This is a genomic window from Nocardioides psychrotolerans, assembly GCF_943371775.1.
Classification (GTDB): domain Bacteria; phylum Actinomycetota; class Actinomycetes; order Propionibacteriales; family Nocardioidaceae; genus Nocardioides; species Nocardioides psychrotolerans_A.
On the sequence record NZ_CALRWD010000040.1, the window covers coordinates 1 to 21345 of the forward strand.

The 21345-nt window shown below is 72.5% G+C and carries 18 protein-coding genes and 1 riboswitch; of the genes, 11 read left to right on the forward strand and 7 right to left on the reverse strand.

Translation table 11 applies throughout. The annotated features are described in order from the left end of the window. Positions 1-389: 389 nt before the first annotated feature. Positions 390-1238 (reverse strand): alpha/beta fold hydrolase, encoded by an 849-nt coding sequence (locus AAG827_RS12565; protein ID WP_341926360.1) that lies wholly within the window; start codon positions 1236-1238, stop codon positions 390-392. 133 nt (positions 1239-1371) lie between these two features. Beyond that, a riboswitch (cobalamin riboswitch) is annotated at positions 1372-1499 on the forward strand. Between the two features lie 83 nt (positions 1500-1582). Here AAG827_RS12565 and AAG827_RS12570 point away from each other — a divergent pair. From AAG827_RS12570 to AAG827_RS12590, 5 genes are read left to right on the forward strand one after another with little or no spacing between them, the layout of a single operon-like run. Then, positions 1583-3223 (forward strand): hypothetical protein, encoded by a 1641-nt coding sequence (locus AAG827_RS12570; RefSeq protein WP_341926361.1) that lies wholly within the window; start codon positions 1583-1585, stop codon positions 3221-3223. Positions 3224-3225: 2 nt separating this feature from the next. Next, positions 3226-4158: a hypothetical protein gene (locus AAG827_RS12575; protein ID WP_341926362.1), complete on the forward strand. Its 933-nt coding sequence runs from the start codon at positions 3226-3228 to the stop codon at positions 4156-4158. Then, the gene (locus tag AAG827_RS12580; RefSeq protein ID WP_341926363.1) at positions 4155-5264 is read left to right on the forward strand and encodes an energy-coupling factor transporter transmembrane component T; all 1110 of its coding nucleotides are present in this window, start codon (positions 4155-4157) and stop codon (positions 5262-5264) included. The genes AAG827_RS12575 and AAG827_RS12580 overlap by 4 nt, the downstream gene beginning before the upstream one ends. Continuing rightward, positions 5261-6829 carry an ATP-binding cassette domain-containing protein gene (locus AAG827_RS12585; protein ID WP_341926364.1) on the forward strand — a complete coding sequence of 523 codons (1569 nt, stop codon included), beginning with the start codon at positions 5261-5263 and terminating at the stop codon, positions 6827-6829. The genes AAG827_RS12580 and AAG827_RS12585 overlap by 4 nt, the downstream gene beginning before the upstream one ends. Further along, complete coding sequence (locus tag AAG827_RS12590) at positions 6826-7695, forward strand: ECF transporter S component (protein ID WP_341926365.1); 870 nt, start codon at positions 6826-6828, stop codon at positions 7693-7695. Before AAG827_RS12585 ends, AAG827_RS12590 begins: the two co-directional genes overlap by 4 nt. 24 nt (positions 7696-7719) lie before the next feature. On the opposite strand, the gene AAG827_RS12595 is transcribed toward AAG827_RS12590, so the two are convergent. The 4 genes from AAG827_RS12595 to AAG827_RS12610 form a co-directional block, all read right to left on the reverse strand. Continuing rightward, positions 7720-8901, reverse strand: a complete 1182-nt coding sequence (locus tag AAG827_RS12595) for a PQQ-dependent sugar dehydrogenase (protein WP_341926366.1) — start codon at positions 8899-8901, stop codon at positions 7720-7722. Next, a complete protein-coding gene (locus tag AAG827_RS12600; protein ID WP_341926367.1) occupies positions 8901-9815 on the reverse strand; it encodes an alpha/beta hydrolase in 915 nt (304 codons plus the stop codon). The genes AAG827_RS12595 and AAG827_RS12600 overlap by 1 nt, the downstream gene beginning before the upstream one ends. 19 nt (positions 9816-9834) lie before the next feature. Next, positions 9835-10080, reverse strand: a complete 246-nt coding sequence (locus AAG827_RS12605; protein WP_341926368.1) for a hypothetical protein — start codon at positions 10078-10080, stop codon at positions 9835-9837. 133 nt (positions 10081-10213) lie between these two features. Next, positions 10214-11098, reverse strand: coding sequence for an EamA family transporter (locus tag AAG827_RS12610; protein WP_341926369.1), 885 nt, complete (start codon positions 11096-11098; stop codon positions 10214-10216). Between the two features lie 62 nt (positions 11099-11160). Here AAG827_RS12610 and AAG827_RS12615 point away from each other — a divergent pair, with 62 nt between their 5' ends. Beyond that, positions 11161-12264: an exo-alpha-sialidase gene (locus tag AAG827_RS12615; protein WP_341926370.1), complete on the forward strand. Its 1104-nt coding sequence runs from the start codon at positions 11161-11163 to the stop codon at positions 12262-12264. 94 nt (positions 12265-12358) lie between these two features. Here the strand turns inward: AAG827_RS12615 and AAG827_RS12620 are convergent, their stop codons facing one another. Then, positions 12359-14914: a glycosyl hydrolase family 65 protein gene (locus tag AAG827_RS12620; protein WP_341926371.1), complete on the reverse strand. Its 2556-nt coding sequence runs from the start codon at positions 14912-14914 to the stop codon at positions 12359-12361. Then, positions 14911-15696 (reverse strand): beta-phosphoglucomutase family hydrolase, encoded by a 786-nt coding sequence (locus AAG827_RS12625; protein ID WP_341926372.1) that lies wholly within the window; start codon positions 15694-15696, stop codon positions 14911-14913. The genes AAG827_RS12620 and AAG827_RS12625 overlap by 4 nt, the downstream gene beginning before the upstream one ends. A gap of 72 nt (positions 15697-15768) precedes the next feature. Between AAG827_RS12625 and ilvD the strand changes: the two genes are divergently transcribed. Genes ilvD through AAG827_RS12650 form a run of 5 tightly spaced genes read left to right on the forward strand, consistent with a single transcriptional unit; the run spans position 15769 to position 21344 of the window. Continuing rightward, positions 15769-17490 (forward strand): dihydroxy-acid dehydratase, encoded by a 1722-nt coding sequence (ilvD, locus tag AAG827_RS12630; RefSeq protein ID WP_341926373.1) that lies wholly within the window; start codon positions 15769-15771, stop codon positions 17488-17490. A gap of 4 nt (positions 17491-17494) precedes the next feature. Next, a complete protein-coding gene (locus AAG827_RS12635; protein ID WP_341926374.1) occupies positions 17495-18061 on the forward strand; it encodes a pyridoxamine 5'-phosphate oxidase family protein in 567 nt (188 codons plus the stop codon). Between the two features lie 7 nt (positions 18062-18068). After that, positions 18069-19103 carry a hypothetical protein gene (locus AAG827_RS12640; protein WP_341926376.1) on the forward strand — a complete coding sequence of 345 codons (1035 nt, stop codon included), beginning with the start codon at positions 18069-18071 and terminating at the stop codon, positions 19101-19103. A gap of 20 nt (positions 19104-19123) precedes the next feature. Further along, on the forward strand, positions 19124-20326 hold the full coding sequence (locus AAG827_RS12645) for an aminotransferase class V-fold PLP-dependent enzyme (RefSeq protein ID WP_341926378.1): 1203 nt from the start codon (positions 19124-19126) through the stop codon (positions 20324-20326). A 4-nt stretch (positions 20327-20330) separates the two neighbouring features. Continuing rightward, positions 20331-21344 (forward strand): S66 peptidase family protein, encoded by a 1014-nt coding sequence (locus tag AAG827_RS12650; RefSeq protein ID WP_341926380.1) that lies wholly within the window; start codon positions 20331-20333, stop codon positions 21342-21344. The last annotated feature ends 1 nt before the right edge of the window (position 21345 follow it).

Below are 21345 nucleotides of genomic sequence, written 5' to 3' on the forward strand. Positions count from 1 at the left end.
ATAGCGCGCCACCAACGCTGCGAACTCCGGAGACACCGGCACTCCATCCCTGGCCATGCCCCAGGCTCGTCCAACCAAGGCCACACAGCCGATCAGGTGTCCGCGATGTCGTGAGACTTAATGTGTCCGCGATGTCCTGAGCCTTCACAGCGCGCTCAGCCGCTGCGAGCGGCACACGACCGGAGTCCGCCCGCCGAGCTCGGTCGCAGGCTGGAGGCCGAGCCAGGGTCGTGTGTCGGAGAACGCGTCCGGCCGCTGTGGGCGGCACACGACCCGACGCTGCGGCGGGCCAGCGCGGACGGGCGGTGACCTGTGGGCGATCCGGCACGCGCACACCTCCCACCACCCCCGGCGCGACGAACGCGCACTCGCGGGTGCTGCTGCTGCCGTCAGTCCGGAGCGCGGCCGGCGGCGACGAAGTCGCGCAGCACGCGCGCGAAGCGGTCGGGGTCGTCGAGGTGCGGGAAGTGGCCCGCCCCCTCGAAGAGCTCGACCTGGCAGTCGGGGACCGACTCCTGGGCGCTCAGCGCGTGCGAGGCCGGGATCATCCGGTCCTTGGTGCCCCAGACGATCAGGACCGGGATCGGCAGCGCGGCGTCCAGGTGGTCGTGGGCGCTGATGCTCTGGCCCCCGAAGTCGATGACTGCGCGGGTGGTGGCGAGGAAGGCCCGCCTGCTCTCGCGGTCGGAGAGCGAGCTGAAGCCCCGCCAGATCGCACCGACGTCGGCACCCGGACGCCAGCCGACCTTCTCGGCGCCGCGACCGACGGCGCGGAGCCGGGAGGTGACGGGGACGGAGGCGACGACGCTCAGCACCTGCTCGGCGCCGGGCAGGGTCGCGGCACGCAGGATCAGGTTGACCTCGCGGCCCAGGCCACCGCTGGAGACCAGGACCAGACGCTCGACGCGCTCGGGGAAGAGGTAGAAGAACTGCATCGCGATGCCGCCGCCGAGCGAGTGCCCCACGAGGGTCACCCTCTCGATCCCCAGGTGGTCGAGCAGGTCGCGCATGGTCGCAGCGTGAGCGCTCAAGGAGTAGTCCCCGAGCGGCTTGGCCGACTCCCCGTGGCCGAAGAGGTCGGGCACGACGACCCGGTGGTCCTCGTCCATCTGGTCGACGAGATGGGCCCATTGACGTTGGGACCCGAGGATGCCGTGGATGAAGAGCACCACCGGGCCCGAGCCGCTGTCGACGTAGGAGAGCTCGTGACCGTGGAGCACGACCCTGCTCGGAGCCATCCGTGCCATGGTGATCCTCCTCGACGTGGTCCGGGGACCGGACGAGCCCAACCTAGCCGTGACCGCGGTGCTCGGGGCGTGAGATGCGCGACGCACGGGCGGCCCGCGATCGCTGGTAGCGTGCGGCCCGGTACACATTCATCACGCCCGCAGTGGGGAAAGCCGGTCCGACTCCGGCGCTGACCCGCAACCGTAGGTCGTCCGAGGCTCCCGAGCCCCTGACGACGAGCCGGAACGCCCGTTGCGACGCGTCCTGATCACTCGCTGTCGAGGAAAGCAGCGGTGGCGCCCCCCAGGCACCGGGCCTGGTCGCCTCCGCTGTGTGCAGCGGAGAGGACCCCCTCATGAGCAGCCCCTTCCTGCGCCGCGGCGCCGCCCTGCTGGCCACCCCGGCCCTCGCCCTCGGTGCGCTGGCCGCACTGCCCGCCGCCCCGTCGTACGCCGCCGAGGTAGACCCCGCCCCCGTCGCCGCCGGCGCCGCCTGGCTGGAGACCCAGCTGACCGACGGCCTGGTCTTCAACCCCAACTTCGGTGGGTTCGACGACTACGGCCTCTCGATCGACGTGGCCCTCGGCCTCGACTCCGTCGGCGGTCACGACGCGACCGTCCAGACGATCACCGACGCGATCGCGACCAACCTCGACTCCTACACGTCCTACCCGACCGGTGACAGCACGCACGTGCTCGCCGGCTCGCTCGGCAAGGCGCTGGCCCTGGCCACGAGCGCCGGTCGCGACGGCAACGCCTTCGGCGGCACCGACCTGGTCGCGGACCTCGAGGCGCAGGTCGCCACCGAGGGGCCGATCGCGGGCCGCCTCCAGGACACCTTCGACCCGACCCAGCAGTTCGAGGCCGACTTCTCCAACACCATCGGTCAGGCCTTCGCCGTCCAGGGCCTCGACGCCGAGGCCAGCGCCCGGGTCGACCCGGTCACCGACTTCCTGCTCGCCCAGCAGTGCAGCGAGGGCTTCTTCCGGCTCAACTTCGCGGCCGCCGACGCGCCCCTCCAGGCCTGCGACGCCGACCCCGAGGCCTCGCCCGACACCGACGTCACCGCGCTCGCGGTGATCGCGCTGCAGAGCCAGACCGACGACGCGGATGTCCAGGCCGCCGTCACGAGGGCGACCGACTGGCTCGCCGGCGTGCAGAACGCCGACGGCTCCTTCGGTGGTGGCACCTCCACCGAGGCGCCCAACACCAACAGCACCGGCCTCGCGGCCTGGGCGCTCGGCACCGAGGGCGACACCGCCCGTGCCGCCGCCGCAGCCACCTGGGTGCGCGGTCTCCAGGCCGACGACACCGCCCCGTGCGCCTCGGGCCTCACGCCCGACAACGGTGCGGTCGCCTACGACGCCGCGGCGCGCAACACCGCGCGCGGCGAGGGCGTCACCGACGCCACCGAGGACCAGTTCCGCCGGGCCTCCGCCCAGGCGCTGCCGGGTCTGCAGTGGGCGCCGCTCGAGGGCACCGGCCCGGTCGCCGTGCCGGAGCAGGAGTTCTTCCAGCAGGCCGGCCGCAAGGTCTCCGTCGTCTCCAGCGGTGGTCTCGCGCCCGGTGACACGGTCTGCGTGACCCGCGGCGGTGCCGTCGCCGCACGCACGACGGCCGGCGACAACGGTCAGGCGGTCGCGCGCGTGACCCTGCCGGCCGGCACTGCGCTGCGCACCTTCGTCGTGCGTTCCGGTGAGGCCACGGTCGGATCCACCACCGTCCAGGTCCTCGCCGCCACGAAGGTCGGTCTCAAGGTCGCCAAGGCGCGCGTGACGCGCGGTGCGTTCGACACGGTCAAGGTCAGCGGCCTGGTCCGTGGTGAGTCGGTGCGGGTCTTTCTGCGCGGCAAGCCCGTCGCGGCCGGGACCGCCAACGCCCAGGGCGTCCTGACCAAGCGCTTCAAGGTCACGGGCGACCTCGGCAAGGCGACCGTCAAGGTCGTCGGCCAGTTCGGCAACCGCACCAACACCACGACGATCACCGTCATCCGCTGACCGTGCGACACCACCACGCTCTCGGACGGCTCCTGGCCGCCGCCGCCCTCGTGGCGGCGGCGGTCGGGGTCGGCGTGCCCGCACCTGCCGTGGCAGCCGGCTGCTCCAGCGCGAGCGGCGTGACGGTCGTCGTCGACTTCAACCAGCTCGGCGGGGGAGTGTCCTCGGCGTGTGTCTCGGGGGGTGGGGGCCAGAAGGCGTCCGCGCTGTTCCCGTCGGGCGGCCACCCGTTGACCTACGCCCAGCGCCAGCCCGGATTCGTGTGCCGGGTGTCCGGCGTCCCGGCCGAGGACCCGTGCATCAACACCTCGCCGGCCAACGCCTACTGGGGCCTGTGGTGGACCGACGGCAAGGGCGGCGGCTGGGTCTACTCCAGCCTCGGCGCCTCCTCGCTGACCATCCCCGACGGGGGCTACGTCGCCTTCTCGTGGGACGAGAGCGGAGGCGACGCGACGCCGAGCTACACCCCGGCGGCGCACGCCTCGCCCAGCCCGACACCGGCTCCCACGCCGACCGCGCAACCGTCGCCGTCCGCAGCCCCCGGAGACGGTGGCGGAGACAACGGTGGCTCGACGCCCACCCCGAGCCCCACCGACGGACCCACCCCCTCGGCCGGCGCCGGCACGCCATCGCAGGCCCCGTCGGCCTCGTCGGCCTCGGCGTCCACCACCGGCAAGCCGAGCAAGCCGAGCAAGCCGAGCAAGCCGAGCGCGTCTGCCGACCCGTCGACCGGCACCGCCCCGTCGGCGACCTCGTCGGCGACCCCGTCGGAGGAGGCCACGACCATGCCCTTCTCGGACGACCCGGTCTCGCCCACGGCGGCCGACGCCTCCGACGACGGCCTGCCCGCGTGGGTCGCCCCGGCGCTGATCGTGGTGCTCTTCGCGGTCGCCGGCGTCGTCTTCCTGCTTCGCAGGAGGCAGACCGGCCCGTGAGCACCGTGACCCTGACGCGACCGAGCGTCGCCGGAGCCCGCCTCCTGCGCGACGTGCACCCCGTGGCCTGGTGGCTGTGGGCGATCGGTCTCGCCACGGCGGCGTCGCTCACGACCAACCCGCTGGTGCTGCTGCTCCTCATCGGGGTTGCGAGCACGGTCGTCATGGCTCGCCGCTCGGACCAGCCGTGGGGTCGGTCGTTCCGGCTCTACGTCTACCTCGGCATCGCCATCGTGGTGCTGCGGGTCGTCTTCCGCCTGATCTTCGCCGGGTCCTATCCCGGCACGGTGATCCTCGACCTCCCGCAGATCCCCTTGCCCGACTGGGTCCTCGGGATCACGCTGCTCGGTCCGGTGACGCAGGAGTCGCTGCTCGCCGGGCTCTACGACGGCCTGCGGCTCGCCACGATCGTGATCTGCATCGGCGCCGCCAACGCCCTGGCCAACCCCAAGCGGCTGCTGCGCTCCGTGCCGCCGGCGCTCTACGAGGTCGGGACCGCCCTCGTCGTCGCCGTCACCGTGCTCCCGCAGTTCGCCGACAGCGTGCGCCGGGTGCGCGCGGCCCAGGCGTTGCGCGGCGGCGAGACCGGTCGCGTGCGACGGTTGCGCCGCTTCGTCGTGCCCGTCATGGAGGACGCCCTCGAGCGCTCCCTCGCCCTCGCGGCCGGGATGGACACCCGCGGCTACGGCCGGACGGGCGCGGCCACCCCCGCCCAGCGTCGTACGACGGGCGCCCTGATGCTCGCGGGCCTGTGCGGCGTGTGCGTCGGGGTCTACGCCACGCTCGACCTGACCGCGCCGCGCTACCTCGCGCTCCCGATGCTGGCCCTCGGGATCGTGGTGGCGGTCGCCGGGCTCGTGAGCGCCGGACGGCGGGTGGAGCGCACGCGCTACCGCCCCGACCGCTGGCGCTGGCCCGAGCTGGCCATCGTCGCGTCCGGGGTGACCGTGGGGGTCGTCGGCTGGTGGGTCAACGGCCACCAGCTGCTGATCGCCTACCCCGACCTCTCCACCGCCCCTCAGATCTCGCTGGTCGCCCTGCTCGGCGTGCTCGTCGGTGCTCTCGCCGGCGTCGCCGCGCCACCCCCGAGGGAGGTGCTCGCATGATCGAGCTGCGCGGAGTCTCCGTCTCCTACGACGACCACCCGGTGCTCAGCGACGTCGACCTGACGATCGAGGAGGGCGAGCTGATGCTGGTCTCGGGCCCGACCGGCGTCGGCAAGTCCACGCTGCTCGGCGTGGTGACCGGGCTGGTGCCGCGCTTCAGCGGCGGCACGCTGCGCGGTGACCTGCTGCTCGACGGCACCAGCATCCTGCGCACGCCGCCACGCGACCGGGCCCACGTCATCGGCTACGTCGGCCAGGACCCCGCCGCCGGCTTCGTCACCGACACCGTCGAGGAGGAGCTCGCCTACGGCATGGAGCAGCTCGGCCTCGCCCCCGACGCGATGCGCCGCCGCGTGGAGGAGACGCTCGACCTGCTCGGCATCGCCGACCTGCGCCACCGCGACCTGCGCACCCTCTCGGGCGGGCAGCAGCAGCGGGTCGCGATCGGCTCCGTGCTCACCACGCACCCGCGCCTGCTCGTCCTCGACGAGCCGACCTCCGCCCTCGACCCGACTGCCGCCGAGGACGTCCTCGCCACCCTCACCCGCCTGGTCCACGACCTCGGCGTCTCGGTGCTCGTCGCCGAGCACCGCCTCGAGCGGGTCGTGCCGTTCGCCGACCGGATGTGCCTGCTGACCGGTGACGCCCGGGTGCAGGTCGGCACCCCGGCCGAGCTGCTGGCCCACTCGCCCGTCGTGCCCCCGATCGTCGAGCTCGGCCGCGCTGCCGGGTGGAGCCCCCTCCCGCTGACGGTCCGCGAGGCCCGACGCTCCGCTCGGAACCTCGACCTCGCGCCGCCGGTGCAGGAGGTCCTGCCCGACGCCCCCGAGGCGCTGACCGCACGCGGCGTCACCGTCACCCACGGCCGCACCGTCGCCGTACGCGAGCTCGACCTCACCCTCGGGGAAGGACGCGTCACCGCGCTGATGGGCCGCAACGGCTGCGGCAAGTCCTCCCTGCTCTGGGCCCTCCAGGGCACCGGCAAGCGCGCCCACGGCGTCGTCGCCTCGCGCGGGTCCGACCCCGCCCGGCTCGAGCCGGCCCAGCGTCGCAACGTCGTGGGGCTGCTGCCGCAGAGCTCGGCCGACCTGCTCTACCTCGAGACCGTCGACGAGGAGTGCGCCGCCGGTGGCGAGGGCACCCGCGCGGTCCTCGACCGACTCGTCCCCGGCATCCCCGGCGACCAGCACCCCCGCGACCTCTCCGAGGGACAGCGCCTGGCGCTCGCCCTGGCGCTGGTCCTCGTCGCGCGACCCCACGTGGTGCTCCTCGACGAGCCGACCCGCGGCCTCGACTACGCCGCCAAGCGGGCGCTGGCCGGCATGCTGCGCCAGCTCGCCGACGACGGGCACGCCGTGCTCGTCGCGACCCACGACGTGGAGTTCACCGCCCAGGCCGCCGACGAGGTCGTCGTCATGTCCGAGGGCGAGGTCGTCTCCGCCGGTCCCGTACGACGGGTGGTCGCTGAGTCGCCCGCCTTCGCGCCGCAGGTGATGAAGGTGCTCGGCGCGCCCTGGCTGCGCGCCGACGAGGTGGTCGCGGCGTTGGGGGCGAGGACCGCGTGAGCGCCGTCCGCACGACCACCCCGGTCGCCGTACCCCTCTCGCTGCGCTCCGCCGCCGTCCTCACCGTCGCCTCGCTCGGCGGGCTGATGATGCTGCTGTGGCCGCTGCTGCTGCAGGTGCCCGACGACGCCCGCATCGACCCGCCGTTCCTCTTCCTCGCGCTGCTGCCGATCGTGATCGCGGTCGTGCTGGCCGAGCTGAGCGAGGGCGGCATGGACGCGCGGGTGCTGGCGATCCTCGGGGTCCTCAGCGCGATGAACGCCGTGCTGCGGATGCTCTCGGCGGGCACCGCCGGGGTGGAGCTCGTCTTCTTCCTGCTGATCCTCGGCGGGCGGGTCTTCGGCGCCGGCTTCGGCTTCGTGCTCGGCGTGACCTCGCTCTTCGCCTCCGCGTTGATGACCGCGGGCGTGGGGCCGTGGCTGCCCTTCCAGATGATCATCGCCGCCTGGGTCGGGATGGGCGCGGGCCTGCTGCCGCGTCGCGTCACCGGTCGCGCGGAGATCGCGATGCTCGTGGTCTACGGGGTCGTCGCGGCCTATCTCTTCGGCCTGCTGATGAACCTCTCCGGCTGGCCGTTCCTGCTCGGGGTCCAGGTGCCCGGCCACGAGGGCTCGCTGGCCTACGTGCCCGGCGCGCCGCTGCTCGACAACCTGCAGACGTTCCTCGTCTACACGCTGATCACCTCCACCGGCAGCTTCGACACCGGCCGCGCGATCACCACCGCCGTCGCGCTGGTGCTCCTCGGCCCGGCCGTGCTGACCACGTTGCGTCGCGCCGCCAAGCGGGCGTTGGTCGTCGGGGTGGCCGCGGAGGGGCGATCCGGAGAAAAGTATGGGACGTTTTCGACATCCCAGCGGCGCTGCTAGGTCGAAAACGTCCCATACTTTCCGTCACGGCCGGACGAGCAGGATCTTGTCGTCTCCGGGGCCGGGCTCGCCGCGGGTGTCGCGGTTGCTCGTCATGACCCACAGCATCCCGTCGTCGGTGGCGGCGACGGTGCGCATGCGGCCGTAGTCGCCGATGAGGAACGGCGTGGCGTCGACCGCGCGGTCGCCCTCGACGCGCACCCGCCACAGCCGCTCGCCCTTGAGGGCCGCCATCCAGAGGTGGCCGTCGAGGAAGGCCAGGCCCGAGGGGGAGGCGTCGTCGGTGTCCCACACCTGCTGGGGGTCGACGAAGCCCTGGGCCTGACCGCCCTTGCCCTCGACAGCGGGCCAGCCGTAGTTGGCGCCCTCGTCGATCCGGTTGAGCTCGTCGAAGGTGTCTTGGCCGAACTCCGAGGCCCAGAGCCGGTCGGCGTCGTCGAAGGCGAGGCCCTGGACGTTGCGGTGGCCCCACGACCACACGGCGGTGCCGAAGGGGTTGCCGGGAGCCGGCTTGCCGGCCGGGGTGAGACGCAAGACCTTGCCGCCGAGGCTGTCGCGCTGCTGCGCGAGCGAGGGCTCGCCGGTCTCGCCGGTGGAGACGTAGAGCATCCCGTCGGGGCCGAACTCCAGGCGCCCGCCGTCGTGGATGTAGCCGTTGGGGATGCCGGTGAAGATCGGGGTCGGCTCGCCGAGCCGGTCGCCGCGCAGCGTCGCGCGCAGCACGCGGTTGTCGCTCGAGGTGCTGGCGTAGAAGTAGACGAAGCGGTCCTGCGCGAAGTCGGGCGAGATCGCCACCCCGAGCAGCCCGGCCTCGCCCTGGGGGGCGGCGACGTCGAGCGTGCCGAGCTCGGTCACGGCGTAGTCGTCACCACTGACCAGCAGCACCCGCTGGGTGTCGCGCTCGGTGACGATCGCGTCGCCGTCGGGGAGGAAGTCCAGGCCCCACGGCGCCTCGAGACCGGTCGCGATCTCCTCGACGACCTCGGGCGGGCCGTCCGGCGCGGCCGGCTCCGACGACGGCGTCGCCGAGGCCGACTCGGAGGCGGGCTCCGACGCGGAGGGCGACGGTGATCCGGTCTCCGACGGCGACGCGGGCGCCGTGCCGGTGATGGTCAGGGTGCTCTCGTTGCCGCCCTGACCGCAGCCGGCCAGCAGCAGCGCCCCCGCTGCGACGGCAGCGGCAGCCGATCCCCGAGAGATCCGCATCAGCCCACCCGGGCGATGAACTCGAGCAGCAGGTCGTGCACGACCTCGGGTTGCTCCATGGCGATGAAGTGCGTGCCGCGGAGCTCGACGTACGTCGCGTCCTCGAGCCGCGCCGCGGCGCTCGCCATGTCGCGGGCGCCGGCCAGGATGTCCCAGGAGCCGGCGACGAACGCGCAGGGCACCGAGACGCGGCTCAGCGAGACGCGGGCGTGGCGGGAGGTGCTGAGGGCGAGGTGGAAGTACCAGTCGAGCGGGGTGGTGAGGAACTCGCGCACCGCCTCGGCGGCGAGCTCGACGTCCTTGACGGGGAACATGAAGCCGGTGTGGGACAGCAGGTCGATCGTCCGGGGCCCGATCGGCAGCCGCGCGGCGATCGGGGTGAGGGCCCGGCCGCCGAGGCTCATCGCGCGGGACAGGCTGACCGTGATCGCGCGGGCGACCGGTCGGGGCAGGCGCAGGGGAGCGAGCATCGTGGCGAAGGTGTCGCCGGGGACGCCGGCGACCGCGAAGAGGCCGCTCACCCGCTCGGGGTGGCGCACGGCCAGCTCGAACATCGTGTTGACGCCCATCGACCAGCCCATGAGCACGGCCCTGTCGATGCCGAAGTGGTCCATGACCGAGAGCCCGTCCTCGACGAAGTGCTCGATCTCGACGTGGCTGGGGTCGGCCGGGCGGTCGGAGCCGCCGACACCGCGGTGGTTCCACGAGACGACCCGGACGTCGCAGTCGGGGTCCAGCAGCGCGGGCCAGGCGTAGGCGTTGGTGCCGAGCCCGTTGCACAGGACCACCGTGGGGCCGTCGATGCGGCCGGCCGGGTCGTTGGTCCAGGCCCGCAGGACGGTGCCGTCGTCGGAGAGCACGTCGTGGAACGAGACGGACGCGACGGCGGCGGTCCGGGCTGCGGAGGTCGTCATGACCCCGATTGTGCCCGAGTCAGCCCTGGGATCGTCGGAGCGTGTCAGGACTCGCGACGTCGCCGGACTGGTCGGCGGAGCGACGAGCCGGGTAGCGACTGGGGTAGCGCTCGGAGAAGAAGTCCTCGACGGACTCGCGCTCGACCCTGCGCTGCACGCACTCGGTGGCGGCCAGCATCGCGTTGCGACGAGCGCGGTGCTGGGACTCGACGGCCCAGCGCTGGACGGCCTCGACGAGGACGGGTGGGGCGAGGTGGGTCAGCATCGACGACTCCGGGGGGTTGAGTGCGTGGACCCGACGTTAGTGCCGGGCTGGGTCCGCGCCGTCTCAGCGACGTGACATCTACATGAACTCCTCACACGATCCCGACCGGAGCGGCAGCTGGTCCGGACCGGTCTCAGTCCGGGACCGGCTGGGTGATCGTCGACCGCGACCGGGTGGCCCCGATGCTGGCCACCACCACGCACGCCATCGCGGCCAGCTGGACCGGCGAGAGGACCTCGCCCAGGACCAGGAGCCCGGCCAGCGCCGCGGCGGCCGGCTCCAGGCTCATCAGGATCCCGAAGACGGCCGGGCGCAGGGAGCGCAGCGCGACCAGCTCGCAGGTGTAGGGGATCACCGAGCTGAGCAGCCCGATGGTCGCGCCGAGCAGGAGGATCCGCGGGTCGCCCAGCACGCTGCCGCCGGCGTGCACGGCGAACGGCGTGAGCATCAGGGTCGCGACCACGCTGGCGACCGCCAGCCCGTCGATGCCCGGCCACCGCTCGCCGGTCGACTTCGCGAGCAGGATGTACGACGCCCACGCGGCGCCCGCGACCAGCGCGAGGAGCACGCCCACCAGGTCGAGGTCGACCCGCTCGAAGCCCAGCAGCAGCACCCCCACGGCGGCCAGCGCCACCCACAGCAGGTCGCGGACCCGTCGGGACCCGAGCACGGCCAGGGTGAGGGGCCCGACGAACTCGATCGTGACCGCGATGCCCAGCGGGATCCGGGCGAACGCCTGGTAGATCGCCCAGTTCATCACCCCGAGGCTCAGCCCGAAGCCGAGCACCACCCACCAGTCCTGCCGCGTGCGGCCGCGGAGCGCCGGGCGGGCGATGAGGGCGAGCACGATCGCGCTGGTGACCAGACGCAGCCACACGAGGGTGGTGGGGGAGACCTCGTCGAAGAGGCTCTTGGCGACGCCGGCGCCGAGCTGCACCGAGAGGATCCCGATCAGGACCAGCCAGATCGGGGAGACCACGGGCGAGACCATCGGCGCCGATGACTTCTGGGTGGTCATCGGGTCAATCTAGGAGACAGTGGTCGCAGGACCGACGGCAGGACGGACAGAGGAGCGACTCGATGAGCACGGACGACACGGCGGCGCGCACGGTGCTGATGGTCGGGACCCGCAAGGGCCTGTGGGTCGGCACCTCCGACCAGGCGCGGCAGGACTGGGACTTCACCGGTCCTCACCACGACATGGAGGAGGTCTACTCCTGCCTGGTCGACAAGCGCGGCCCGGCGCCGCGCATCTTCGCCGGCGCCTCGTCGAGCTGGCTCGGCCCGCAGGTGCGCTGGTCGGACGACCTCGGCCGCACCTGGCAGGAGACCCCGGGCGGCGGCATCCGCTTCCCCGAGGGCTCCGACGCCTCCGTCGAGCGGGTCTGGCAGCTCGTCCCGGGCATCGAGCCGGGCGTCGTCTATGCCGGCACCGAGCCCGGCGCCGTCTGGCGCTCCACCGACAACGGCGAGCACTTCTCCCTCGAGGAGGCGCTCTGGCACCACCCGCAGAAGCCCGAGTGGGGCGCCGGCTTCGGCGGCCAGGCCTTCCACACGATCCTGCCGCACCCGACCGACCCGGCCTCCGTGACCGTCGCCATCTCCACCGGCGGCGTTTACCAGACCACCGACGGCGGCGGCTCCTGGACCGCGCGCAACCAGGGCATCCGGGCGGTGTTCCTCCCCGAGGGCCAGCAGTTCCCCGAGTTCGGCCAGTGCGTGCACAAGGTCACCCGCCACCCGGCGCGGCCCGAGCGCCTCTTCCTGCAGAACCACGGCGGCGTCTACCGCTCCGACGACGAGGGCCTGTCGTGGCAGTCGATCGCCGAGGGCCTCCCGGCCGACTTCGGCTTCCCGGTCGTCGTCCACCCCCACGAGCCCGACACCGTCTTCGTCTTCCCGCTCAACGCGGGCGAGGGTCGGTATCCCACCGGCGGCCGCGCCCGCGTCTGGCGCTCGCAGGACGCCGGCGACACCTGGACCGAGCTCGGCGCCGGCCTGCCCGACTACTTCTTCGTCGGGGTCATGCGCGACGCCATGACCGCCGACGACCACGCCTCGGCCGGGCTCTACGTCGGGGCGCGCAACGGCGCCGTCTGGGTCTCGCCCGACGGCGGCGAGTCGTGGACCAAGGCGGTCGACAACCTGCCCGACGTGATGGTCGTGCGCGCTGCCTCGTTCTGAGCCCGCGCGCCCCGGCGATCAGCCACGCGACGTCATACGCGACGAGGAGTCGCCTCCACCGACCGTATGACGTTGCGCGACTTCTGGCAGCCGCTCAGTCCGCTGGCACGTGCGGCACGCCGTGCGGGTCGTGGGGGAGCGGCTGCTCGCTGAAGACGACCTCGTCGAAGTCGATCGCCTCGGGCACGCCGGCGGTGATCTGGGTGCCGTCGGCGCGGGTGCCGCCCACGAGCGGACGGTCGCCGAGCATGCCGTCGATGCGCTCGCCGTGGCCGTCGAGCGCGATCGTGAGGGGGGTGCCCTCGGAGACGGTGTGCTCGTTGCCGCGCACGAGCAGACGCACCTCGTCGCCCGGCTCCGCCATGATCGACAGCTGGGTCTCGGTGAGCTCGACGCGCAGCTGGGTGCCGCGCCACTTCACCGGGAAGCGCAGGGCCGGCCACCCGACGGGCAGGCGGGGGTCGAAGGACAGCGCGCCGCCACGGTCGCGCATGCCCGCGAAGCCGAAGACCAGCGCGCTCCACACCCCGCCGGCCGAGGCGATGTGCAACCCGTCGACGGTGTTGTCGTGGAGGTTGGCCAGGTCGACGTAGAGGGCCTGCGAGAAGTACTTCGCCGCGACCTCGTGGTAGCCCACCTCGGCCGCGATGATCGACTGCACGACCGCGGACAGGGTGGAGTCACCGGTGGTGATCGGGTCGTAGTACTCGAAGTCGGCGCGCTTCTCCTCCTGGGTGAAGCGGTCGCCCTGGAGGAAGAGCGCGAGCACCACGTCGGCCTGCTTGAGCACCTGGAACCGGTAGATCACCAGCGGGTGGTAGTGCAGCAGCAGCGGGCGCAGCTCATCGGGGGTCTGGGACAGGTCCCACACCTCGCGGTCGAGGAAGAAGTCGTCCTGCGGGTGGATGCCGAGACCCTCGTCGAAGGGGATCGCCATGCCCTCGGCGCAGGCGCGCCACTCCTCGACCTCCTCGTCGGTCAGCCCGAGGCGGTGCACGAGCTGGGCGTGCTCGGTCGGGTGGTCGCGCTTGATCCGCTCGATCGTGGCGACGGCCTGCTCGAGGTTGTAGCGGGCCATCACGTTGGTGAAGAGGTTGTTGTTGACGACCGTCGTGTACTCATCCGGCCCGGTGACGCCGTGGATGTGGAACGAGCTGTCGCCGTTGCTGCGCCAGAAGCCGAGCTCGGCCCACATGCGGGAGGTCTCGACCAGCAGGTCGACGCCGTCACGCACCAGGAAGCCCACGTCACCGGTCGCCTCGACGTACTGCATGAGGGCATAGGCGATGTCGGCGTCGATGTGGACCTGGGCGCTGCCGGCGGCGTAGTAGGCCGAGGCCTCCTCGCCGTTGATCGTGCGCCAGGGGAAGAGGGCGCCGCTCTGCGCCATCTCGCGGGCGCGGGCCCGGGCGGCGGGCAGCATCCGCGTGCGGAAGTGCAGCAGGTTGCGGGCCACGTCGGGCTGGGTGAAGCTCAGGAACGGCGCGACGTAGATCTCGGAGTCCCAGAAGTAGTGGCCCTCGTAGCCCGAGCCGGTGACGCCCTTGGCCGGGACACCCTGCTGGTCGGCGCGGGCGCTGGCCTGGGCGAGGCTGAAGATGTTGAAACGGATCGCCTGCTGCAGCGCGTCGTCGCCGTCGACCTCGACGTCGGTCGCGGACCAGAAGCGGTCGTACCAGGCGCGCTGCTCGGCGTGGTAGTGCTCGACGCCGTGGCGCGCGGCCCGGTCGAGGGTGCGGTCGCAGCGGTCGGAGAGCTCGCGCACGGGGACGCCACGCGAGGAGTGGTAGGCCACCATCTTCTGGAGCCGGACGGTGCGGCCCTCGCTGGCCTCGATCCGGAAGACCATCTTGGTGAGGTCCTCGTCGTCGCGCAGGATGTGCTCGTGCTCGTCCTCGGTCTCGAGCCGGTGGTCGGCGGCGACCGCGATCGTCATCAGCGAGTTGGCGCAGCGGTAGCCCAGCATCATCCGGTCGTCGCGGGCGTAGTGGACGCGGGGGAGCAGCACCCGGCCCTCGAACGCCGCGGCCTTGCGGGGGTCGTTCATCCCCTCGCCCATGGACGACTCGGGCGCGTAGTACTCGTCGGTGCCGTCCTGCCGGTTGAGCAGCTGCGAGGAGATCACGATCGGGGCGTCGCCCTCGAGCATCGTGACCTCGAGCGTCAGCACGGCGAGGTGACGCTGGGTCATCGAGACCATGCGCGTCGACTCGACCTTGACCCGCTTGCCCGAGGGTGTGCGCCAGACCAGGCAGCGGCGCAGCACGCCGTCGCGGAAGTCCAGGCTGCGCTCGTAGTGCTCGATGTCGGCCGTGCCGAGGGTGAGCGGCTCGTCGTCGACGTAGACCTTGAGCAGCTTGGCGTCGGGGACGTTGACGATGGTCTGGCCGGTGCGGGCGAAGCCGTAGGCCGACTCGGCGTGGCGGATCGGCCAGGTCTCGTGGAAGCCGTTGACGAAGGTGCCGTGCGCGTAGGCGTCGCGCCCCTCCTCGGGGTTGCCCCGCATGCCGAGGTAGCCGTTGGCGACGGTGAAGAGGGTCTCGGTGACACCGAGGTCCTCGGCGTTGTGGGTGCACTCCACCAGGCGCCAGGGGTCGGCGGGGAAGCGTCCTCGGTCGAGCGGGTCGGTCGTCAGGTCGCGCGCGCTCATCCCTGCGCCCCGCCGTCGACCGAGCCGTCCCGGGGGAGGGTGTCGGCGAGGTCCGGCACGACCAGGTCGGCGCCGGCGTCGGTCAGCGTCTGCACGCCGGCGCCGCGGTCGACCCCGACGACGAGCACGAAGTTGCCGGCACGGCCGGCCTTGACGCCGGACACGGCGTCCTCCAGGACGACCGAGGACTCGTGGGTCGCCCCCAGCACCTCGGCCGCGTGCAGGAACGTGTCGGGCGCCGGCTTGCCGGGCAGGCCGAGCTCCTTGGCGACCCGGCCGTCGACGACGGTGACGAAGCGGTCGGCGAGGCCGGCGGCCGCCAGCACGGCGGGGGCGTTGGCCGAGGAGGAGACGACCGCGAGCGGCTTGCCGAGGTCGCGCAGGTGGTCGAGCAGGGCGACCGAGCCGGGGTAGGCGGTCACGCCGTCGCGCTCGAGCACCACGTTGAAGGCGTCGTTCTTGCGGTTGCCGAGTCCCTTGACCGTCTGCTCGGTGCCGGGGTCGTCGTCGCTGCCCTCGGGCAGCTCGATGCCGCGCGAGGCGAGGAAGTCGGCGACGCCTTCGTAACGGGGCTTGCCGTCGACGTGGGCGAAGTAGTCCGCGTCGTCGTAGGGCGAGGTGTCACCCTCACCGTCGAAGTCGGCGAGGAAGGCGTTGAACATCTCCGCCCAGGCGCGCATGTGGACCTCGGCGGTGGGCGTCACCACACCGTCGAGGTCGAACAGGATCGCGTCGTAGTCGCCCCAGGCGACCGACGAGGACACGGGCTGTGCGGAGGTCATGCGTCCAGGCTAGGGCCGCAGCGGCTGAGATGCGGCGTCGGTGTGACGACCGCCGCCGTTAGGCTCGTCCCCATGAGTGACGACGCCACCCAGGACCCCCAGAAGAGCGAGCAGGAGTTCGACCTGAAGCCCCGGTCGCGTGCCGTCACCGACGGGCTCGAGGCGACCGCGTCGCGCGGCATGCTGCGCGCCGTCGGCATGGGGGACGACGACTGGGTGAAGCCCCAGATCGGCGTGGCGTCCAGCTGGAACGAGATCACCCCCTGCAACCTCTCGCTCGACCGGCTCGCGAAGGCCGTCAAGAACGGCGTGCACGCGGCCGGCGGCTACCCGCTGGAGTTCGCGACCATCTCCGTCTCCGACGGCATCTCCATGGGCCACGAGGGCATGCACTTCTCGCTGGTGTCGCGCGAGGTCATCGCCGACTCGGTCGAGACCGTGATGATGGCCGAGCGCCTCGACGGCTCGGTGCTGCTCGCCGGCTGCGACAAGTCGCTGCCCGGCATGCTGATGGCCGCCGCCCGCCTCGACCTGTCCAGCGTCTTCCTCTACGCCGGCTCGATCATGCCCGGCCAGGTCGACGGCAAGGACGTCACGATCATCGACGCCTTCGAGGCCGTCGGCGCCTGCCTGGCCGGCAAGATGAGCCGCGAGCAGGTCGACAAGATCGAGCGCGCCATCTGCCCCGGCGAGGGTGCCTGCGGAGGGATGTACACCGCCAACACGATGGCTGCCGTCGGTGAGGCCCTCGGCATGTCGCTGCCCGGCTCGGCCGCCCCGCCGGCCGTCGACCGCCGCCGTGACGGCTTCGCGCACCGCTCCGGCGAGGCCGTCGTCGAGCTGCTGCGCCGCGGCATCACCGCGCGTCAGATCATGACCAAGGAGGCCTTCGAGAACGCCATCACCGTCGTGATGGCCCTCGGTGGCTCCACCAACGCCGTGCTGCACCTGCTCGCCATCGCCCGCGAGGCCGAGGTCGACCTGACGCTCGACGACTTCAACCGCATCGGCGACAAGGTCCCGCACCTCGGCGACCTCAAGCCCTTCGGCAAGTACGTCATGAACGACGTCGACAAGGTCGGCGGCATCCCGATGGTCATGAAGGCGCTGCTCGACGCCGGCCTGATGCACGGCGACTGCCTGACCGTGACCGGCAAGACGCTCGCGGAGAACCTCGCCGACATCGCGCCCCCGGCCGTCGACGACGACGTCATCCGCACCCTGGAGCGCCCGATCCACAAGACCGGCGGTCTCACCATCCTCAAGGGCTCGCTGGCCCCCGACGGCGCGGTGGTCAAGTCGGCCGGCTTCGACGACTCGGTCTTCACCGGCACCGCCCGCGTCTTCGACGGCGAGCGCAAGGCGATGGACGCGCTCGCCGCCGGCGAGATCAAGCCGAAGGACGTCGTGGTCATCCGCTACGAGGGACCCAAGGGCGGCCCCGGCATGCGCGAGATGCTCGCGATCACCGGTGCCATCAAGGGCGCCGGTCTCGGCAAGGACGTGCTGCTGCTGACCGACGGCCGGTTCTCCGGCGGCACGACCGGGCTCTGCGTCGGCCACGTCGCGCCCGAGGCCGTCGACGGCGGCCCCATCGCCTTCGTGCGTGACGGCGACCAGATCACCCTCGACGTCCTCAACCGCACGCTCGACGTGGAGATCGACGGATCGCCCGAGGAGTGGGAGGCCCGCAAGGTCGGCTGGGAGCCCCTGCCCCCGAAGTACACCCGCGGGGTGCTCGGCAAGTACGCCAAGGTCGTGCAGTCGGCGGCCCACGGCGCCGTCACGAGCTGACCGGGTGGGCAAGGTCCACGAGGTCCTGGACGGACGGCTGCGCAGCTTCATCGAGGCGCAGCCGGTGTTCTTCGTGGCGACGGCTCCCTCGGGCGACGGCGGCCACGTCAACGTCTCGCCCAAGGGGCTCGGCGACACCTTCGTCGTGGTCGACGAGCGCACCGTCGCCTACCTCGACCTCACCGCCAGCGGCGCCGAGACGATCGCGCACGTCCGGCAGAACGGCCGGATCACGGTGATGTTCTGCTCCTTCGACCGGGAGCCCAACATCGTGCGGCTGCACGGCACGGGCCGGGTCGTGGGTCTCTACGACGACGACTTCGCCGCCTGGGCGGCCCGCTTCCCGCCCAACGCCGCCGCTCGTGCCGTGATCGTGGTCGACGTCGAGCGGATCAGCGACTCGTGCGGCTACTCGCTGCCGCTGCTGTCCCTCGACGCCGAGCGCGACCTGCTCACCCCCAACATGGAGCGTCGCGGCGCCGACGGGGTGCGCGACTACCGCCGCCTCAAGAACCGCACCAGCATCGACGGCCTGCCGGCGTTCGACGACGACCCCGACCCTGCTCCGTGACCCGCCCATGACTCTCTCGCAGCCTGGTCGGAGCGGCCCCCAGCTCTTCCTGGTGTTTCTCGTCATGGCGGCGCTCATCGCCGTGGCGTGGGGCGTCGCGCACCCCGAGGTGATCGTGCCGCCCGAGCCACGGCCGGTCGAGACACCATCGCAGACCCAGCCTGCTGAGCAGGTCGAGCCCCCGGCGGAGGCGGAGCAGGTCGAGCCCGAGACCGAGCCCGAGACCGAGCCGGCCGAGCCGGCACCGGTGGGCGGCGCGACGCTGCCGGGCGGTCGTCGTACGGTCTTCGGCGGCAACCACTTCCTGGTCGCCTACTACGGCACCGCCGGCACGGGGGCACTCGGCGTGCTGGGGGAGACCGGCATCCCCGAGGCGCACCGGCGGCTGGTGCGGGCGGCACGACCCTTCTCCCGGCCGGGCGCCCCCGTGCAGCCGGTCTACGAGCTGATCGTCACGATCGCCGATCGCACGCCCGGACCCGACGGCGACTACAACCACGACATCGACCCCGCCGCCGTACGACGCTATGTCGCGGCCGCGCGCCGGCAGGGGGCCCTGGTGCTCCTCGACCTCCAGCCGGGTCGCGCCGACTTCCTCGACGTCGCGAAGCGGTGGGAGTGGGCGCTGCGCCATCCGCACGTGGGGCTGGCACTGGATCCCGAGTGGCGCATGGAGCGGGGCGAGGTCCCGGGCACGGTGATCGGGTCGGTCGGGGCGTTCGAGGTCAATCGCACGTCGGCGTGGCTGTCACGGCTGACCGTCGCGCGCGACCTGCCGGAGAAGCTCTTCGTGCTCCACCAGTTCCGCACGTCGATGGTCGAGCGGATCGACAAGGTGCGCCAGCGGCCGCGGCTCGCGCTCGTGCAGCACGTCGACGGCTTCGGCAACCAGCGCGAGAAGCTGGCGACCTACGGCGTCGTCGCCTTCCCCGAGAAGTTCACGATGGGCTTCAAGCTGTTCTACGACGAGGACGTCAACCGGATGGGACCGCGCGAGGTGCACCGGATCCGTCCACGGGTCCGGCTCATCTCCTTCCAGTGAGGCAGGTGTAGAAACAGCGCATGACCGCTGCTGCCCTGGACCAGGCCGACCCGCTCGCGCCGTTGCGTGCGCGCTTCGTCGGCGCCGACACCCCGCTGGTCTACTTCGACGGCAACTCGCTCGGCCGGCCGCTCGCGGCGACCGGACCCCGGCTGGCCTCCTTCGTCGAGCAGGAGTGGGGCGGGCGACTGATCCGCGGCTGGGACGAGCGCTGGTTCGACCTGCCGCGGGTGCTCGGCGACGACCTCGGCCGCATCGTCCTCGGCGCCGCGTCGGGGCAGACGGCGGTCGGCGACTCGACCACCGTGCTGCTCTACAAGGCCATGCGCGCCGCCGTCGCGGCGCGTCCCGGCCGCACCGAGATCGTCATCGACCGCGACAACTTCCCGACCGACCGCTACCTCGCTGACGGCGTCGCCCGCGAGTGCGGGCTGACCCTGCGCTGGATCGACGTCGACACCAGCTCGGGCGTCACCGCCGACCTCCTCGCGGCGGCCGTCGGGCCGCAGACGGCGCTGGTCGTGCTCAGCCACGTCGCCTACCGCTCCGCCTACCTCGCGGACGCGCCACGACTCACGCAGATCGCCCACGACGCCGGTGCGCTGGTGCTGTGGGACCTGTCGCACTCGGTCGGCTCGGTGCCGATGGAGCTCGACGCCTGGGACGTCGACCTCGCGGTCGGCTGCACCTACAAGTACCTCAACGGCGGCCCCGGTGCCCCCGCCTTCGTCTACGTCGCCGCACGGCTCCTGGACGAGCTCGAGCAGCCGATCCAGGGCTGGATGGGCGCCCAGGACCCCTTCCTGATGGGCCCCGCCTACGCACCAGCCCCCGGCATCCAGCGGATGCTGTCGGGCACCCCGCCGATCATCGGGATGCTCGCGATGCAGGACATGCTCGCGCTGATCGACGAGGTCGGCATGGCGGCCGTGCGCGCCAAGTCGGTCGGGCTCACCGAGCACACCATCTCCGTGGCCGACGCGCTGCTCCCGGGCGTCACGGTGGCGTCCCCGCGCGAGGCCGCGTGGCGCGGCGGCCACGTCACCCTCAACCACCCGCACATGCGCGAGGCCACCGCCGCGCTGTGGGCGCAGGACGTCATCCCCGACTACCGCGACCCCCACGGCCTGCGGATCGGGCTCTCACCCCTCTCGACGTCGTACGCCGAGGTGGAGGCGGGCCTGGAGGCGGTTCGCGTCGTGCTGGAGGGACTGACAGGCTGAGCCGATGCTCTTCCCACGCGCACTGCAGCCGGGCGACCGGATCGGCGTCACCTCACCGTCGAGCGGGGTGAGCGAGCGCCTGTGGCCACGTCTCGAGGCCGGGGTCGCCTCCCTGCGCGAGCGGGGCTTCGAGGTCGTGGTCGGTGAGTGCATGTCCGCCGACCGGGTCACCTCGGCCCCCAAGGAGCGTCGCGCCGCCGAGCTCATGTCGATGCTCCTCGATCCCGAGGTCCGCGCCGTCGTGCCGCCCTGGGGTGGCGAGCTGGCGATCGACCTGCTCGACGAGCTCGACTGGGACGCGCTGGCCGCGGCCGAGCCGACCTGGACCGTCGGCTTCAGCGACTCCACCGCGTGGATGCTGCCGCTGACCCTGCGCCTGGGCTGGGCGACCCTGCACGGCAGCAACCTGATGGACACGCCCTACGTGCCGCCGGAGGGCCTCCTGCACTGGGTCGACGTCGCGTCGGCCACGGCGCCGTTCCTGCAGCGCAGCCCGGGGCGCTTCCGCGACTCCGGCTGGGACGACTACGCCGGCGACCCCGGGGTCTCGACGATGACCCTCGAGGGTGAGGGGTCCTGGACGCTCGTCGGCGGTGGCGGGCTCGACGTCACCGGCCGCCTGGTCGGGGGGTGCGTCGAGATCATGACCGCCCTCGCCGGCACGCCCTACGGCGACGTGCCGGCCTTCGGTCGCGAGCACGCCGACGAGGGGCTGATCGTCTACCTCGAGGTTGCGGACTACCCCTCCTACGACGTCGCCCGCATCCTGCACGGCCTGCGTTACGCCGGGTGGTTCGCCGAGGCCGAGGCGATCCTCATCGGGCGCACCCGGGCCAAGGGCTTCGACGACCTCAGCCAGCACGAGGCCGTGATCGACGCCCTCGGCATGCTCGACGTCCCGATCGTCCTGGACGTCGAGTGCGGGCACGCGCAGCCGTTCCTCCCGCTAGTCAACGGTGCGCTGGCCCGCGTCGTCGTCGACGACCGCCGCCGCGAGATCACCCAGACCCTGGCCTGAG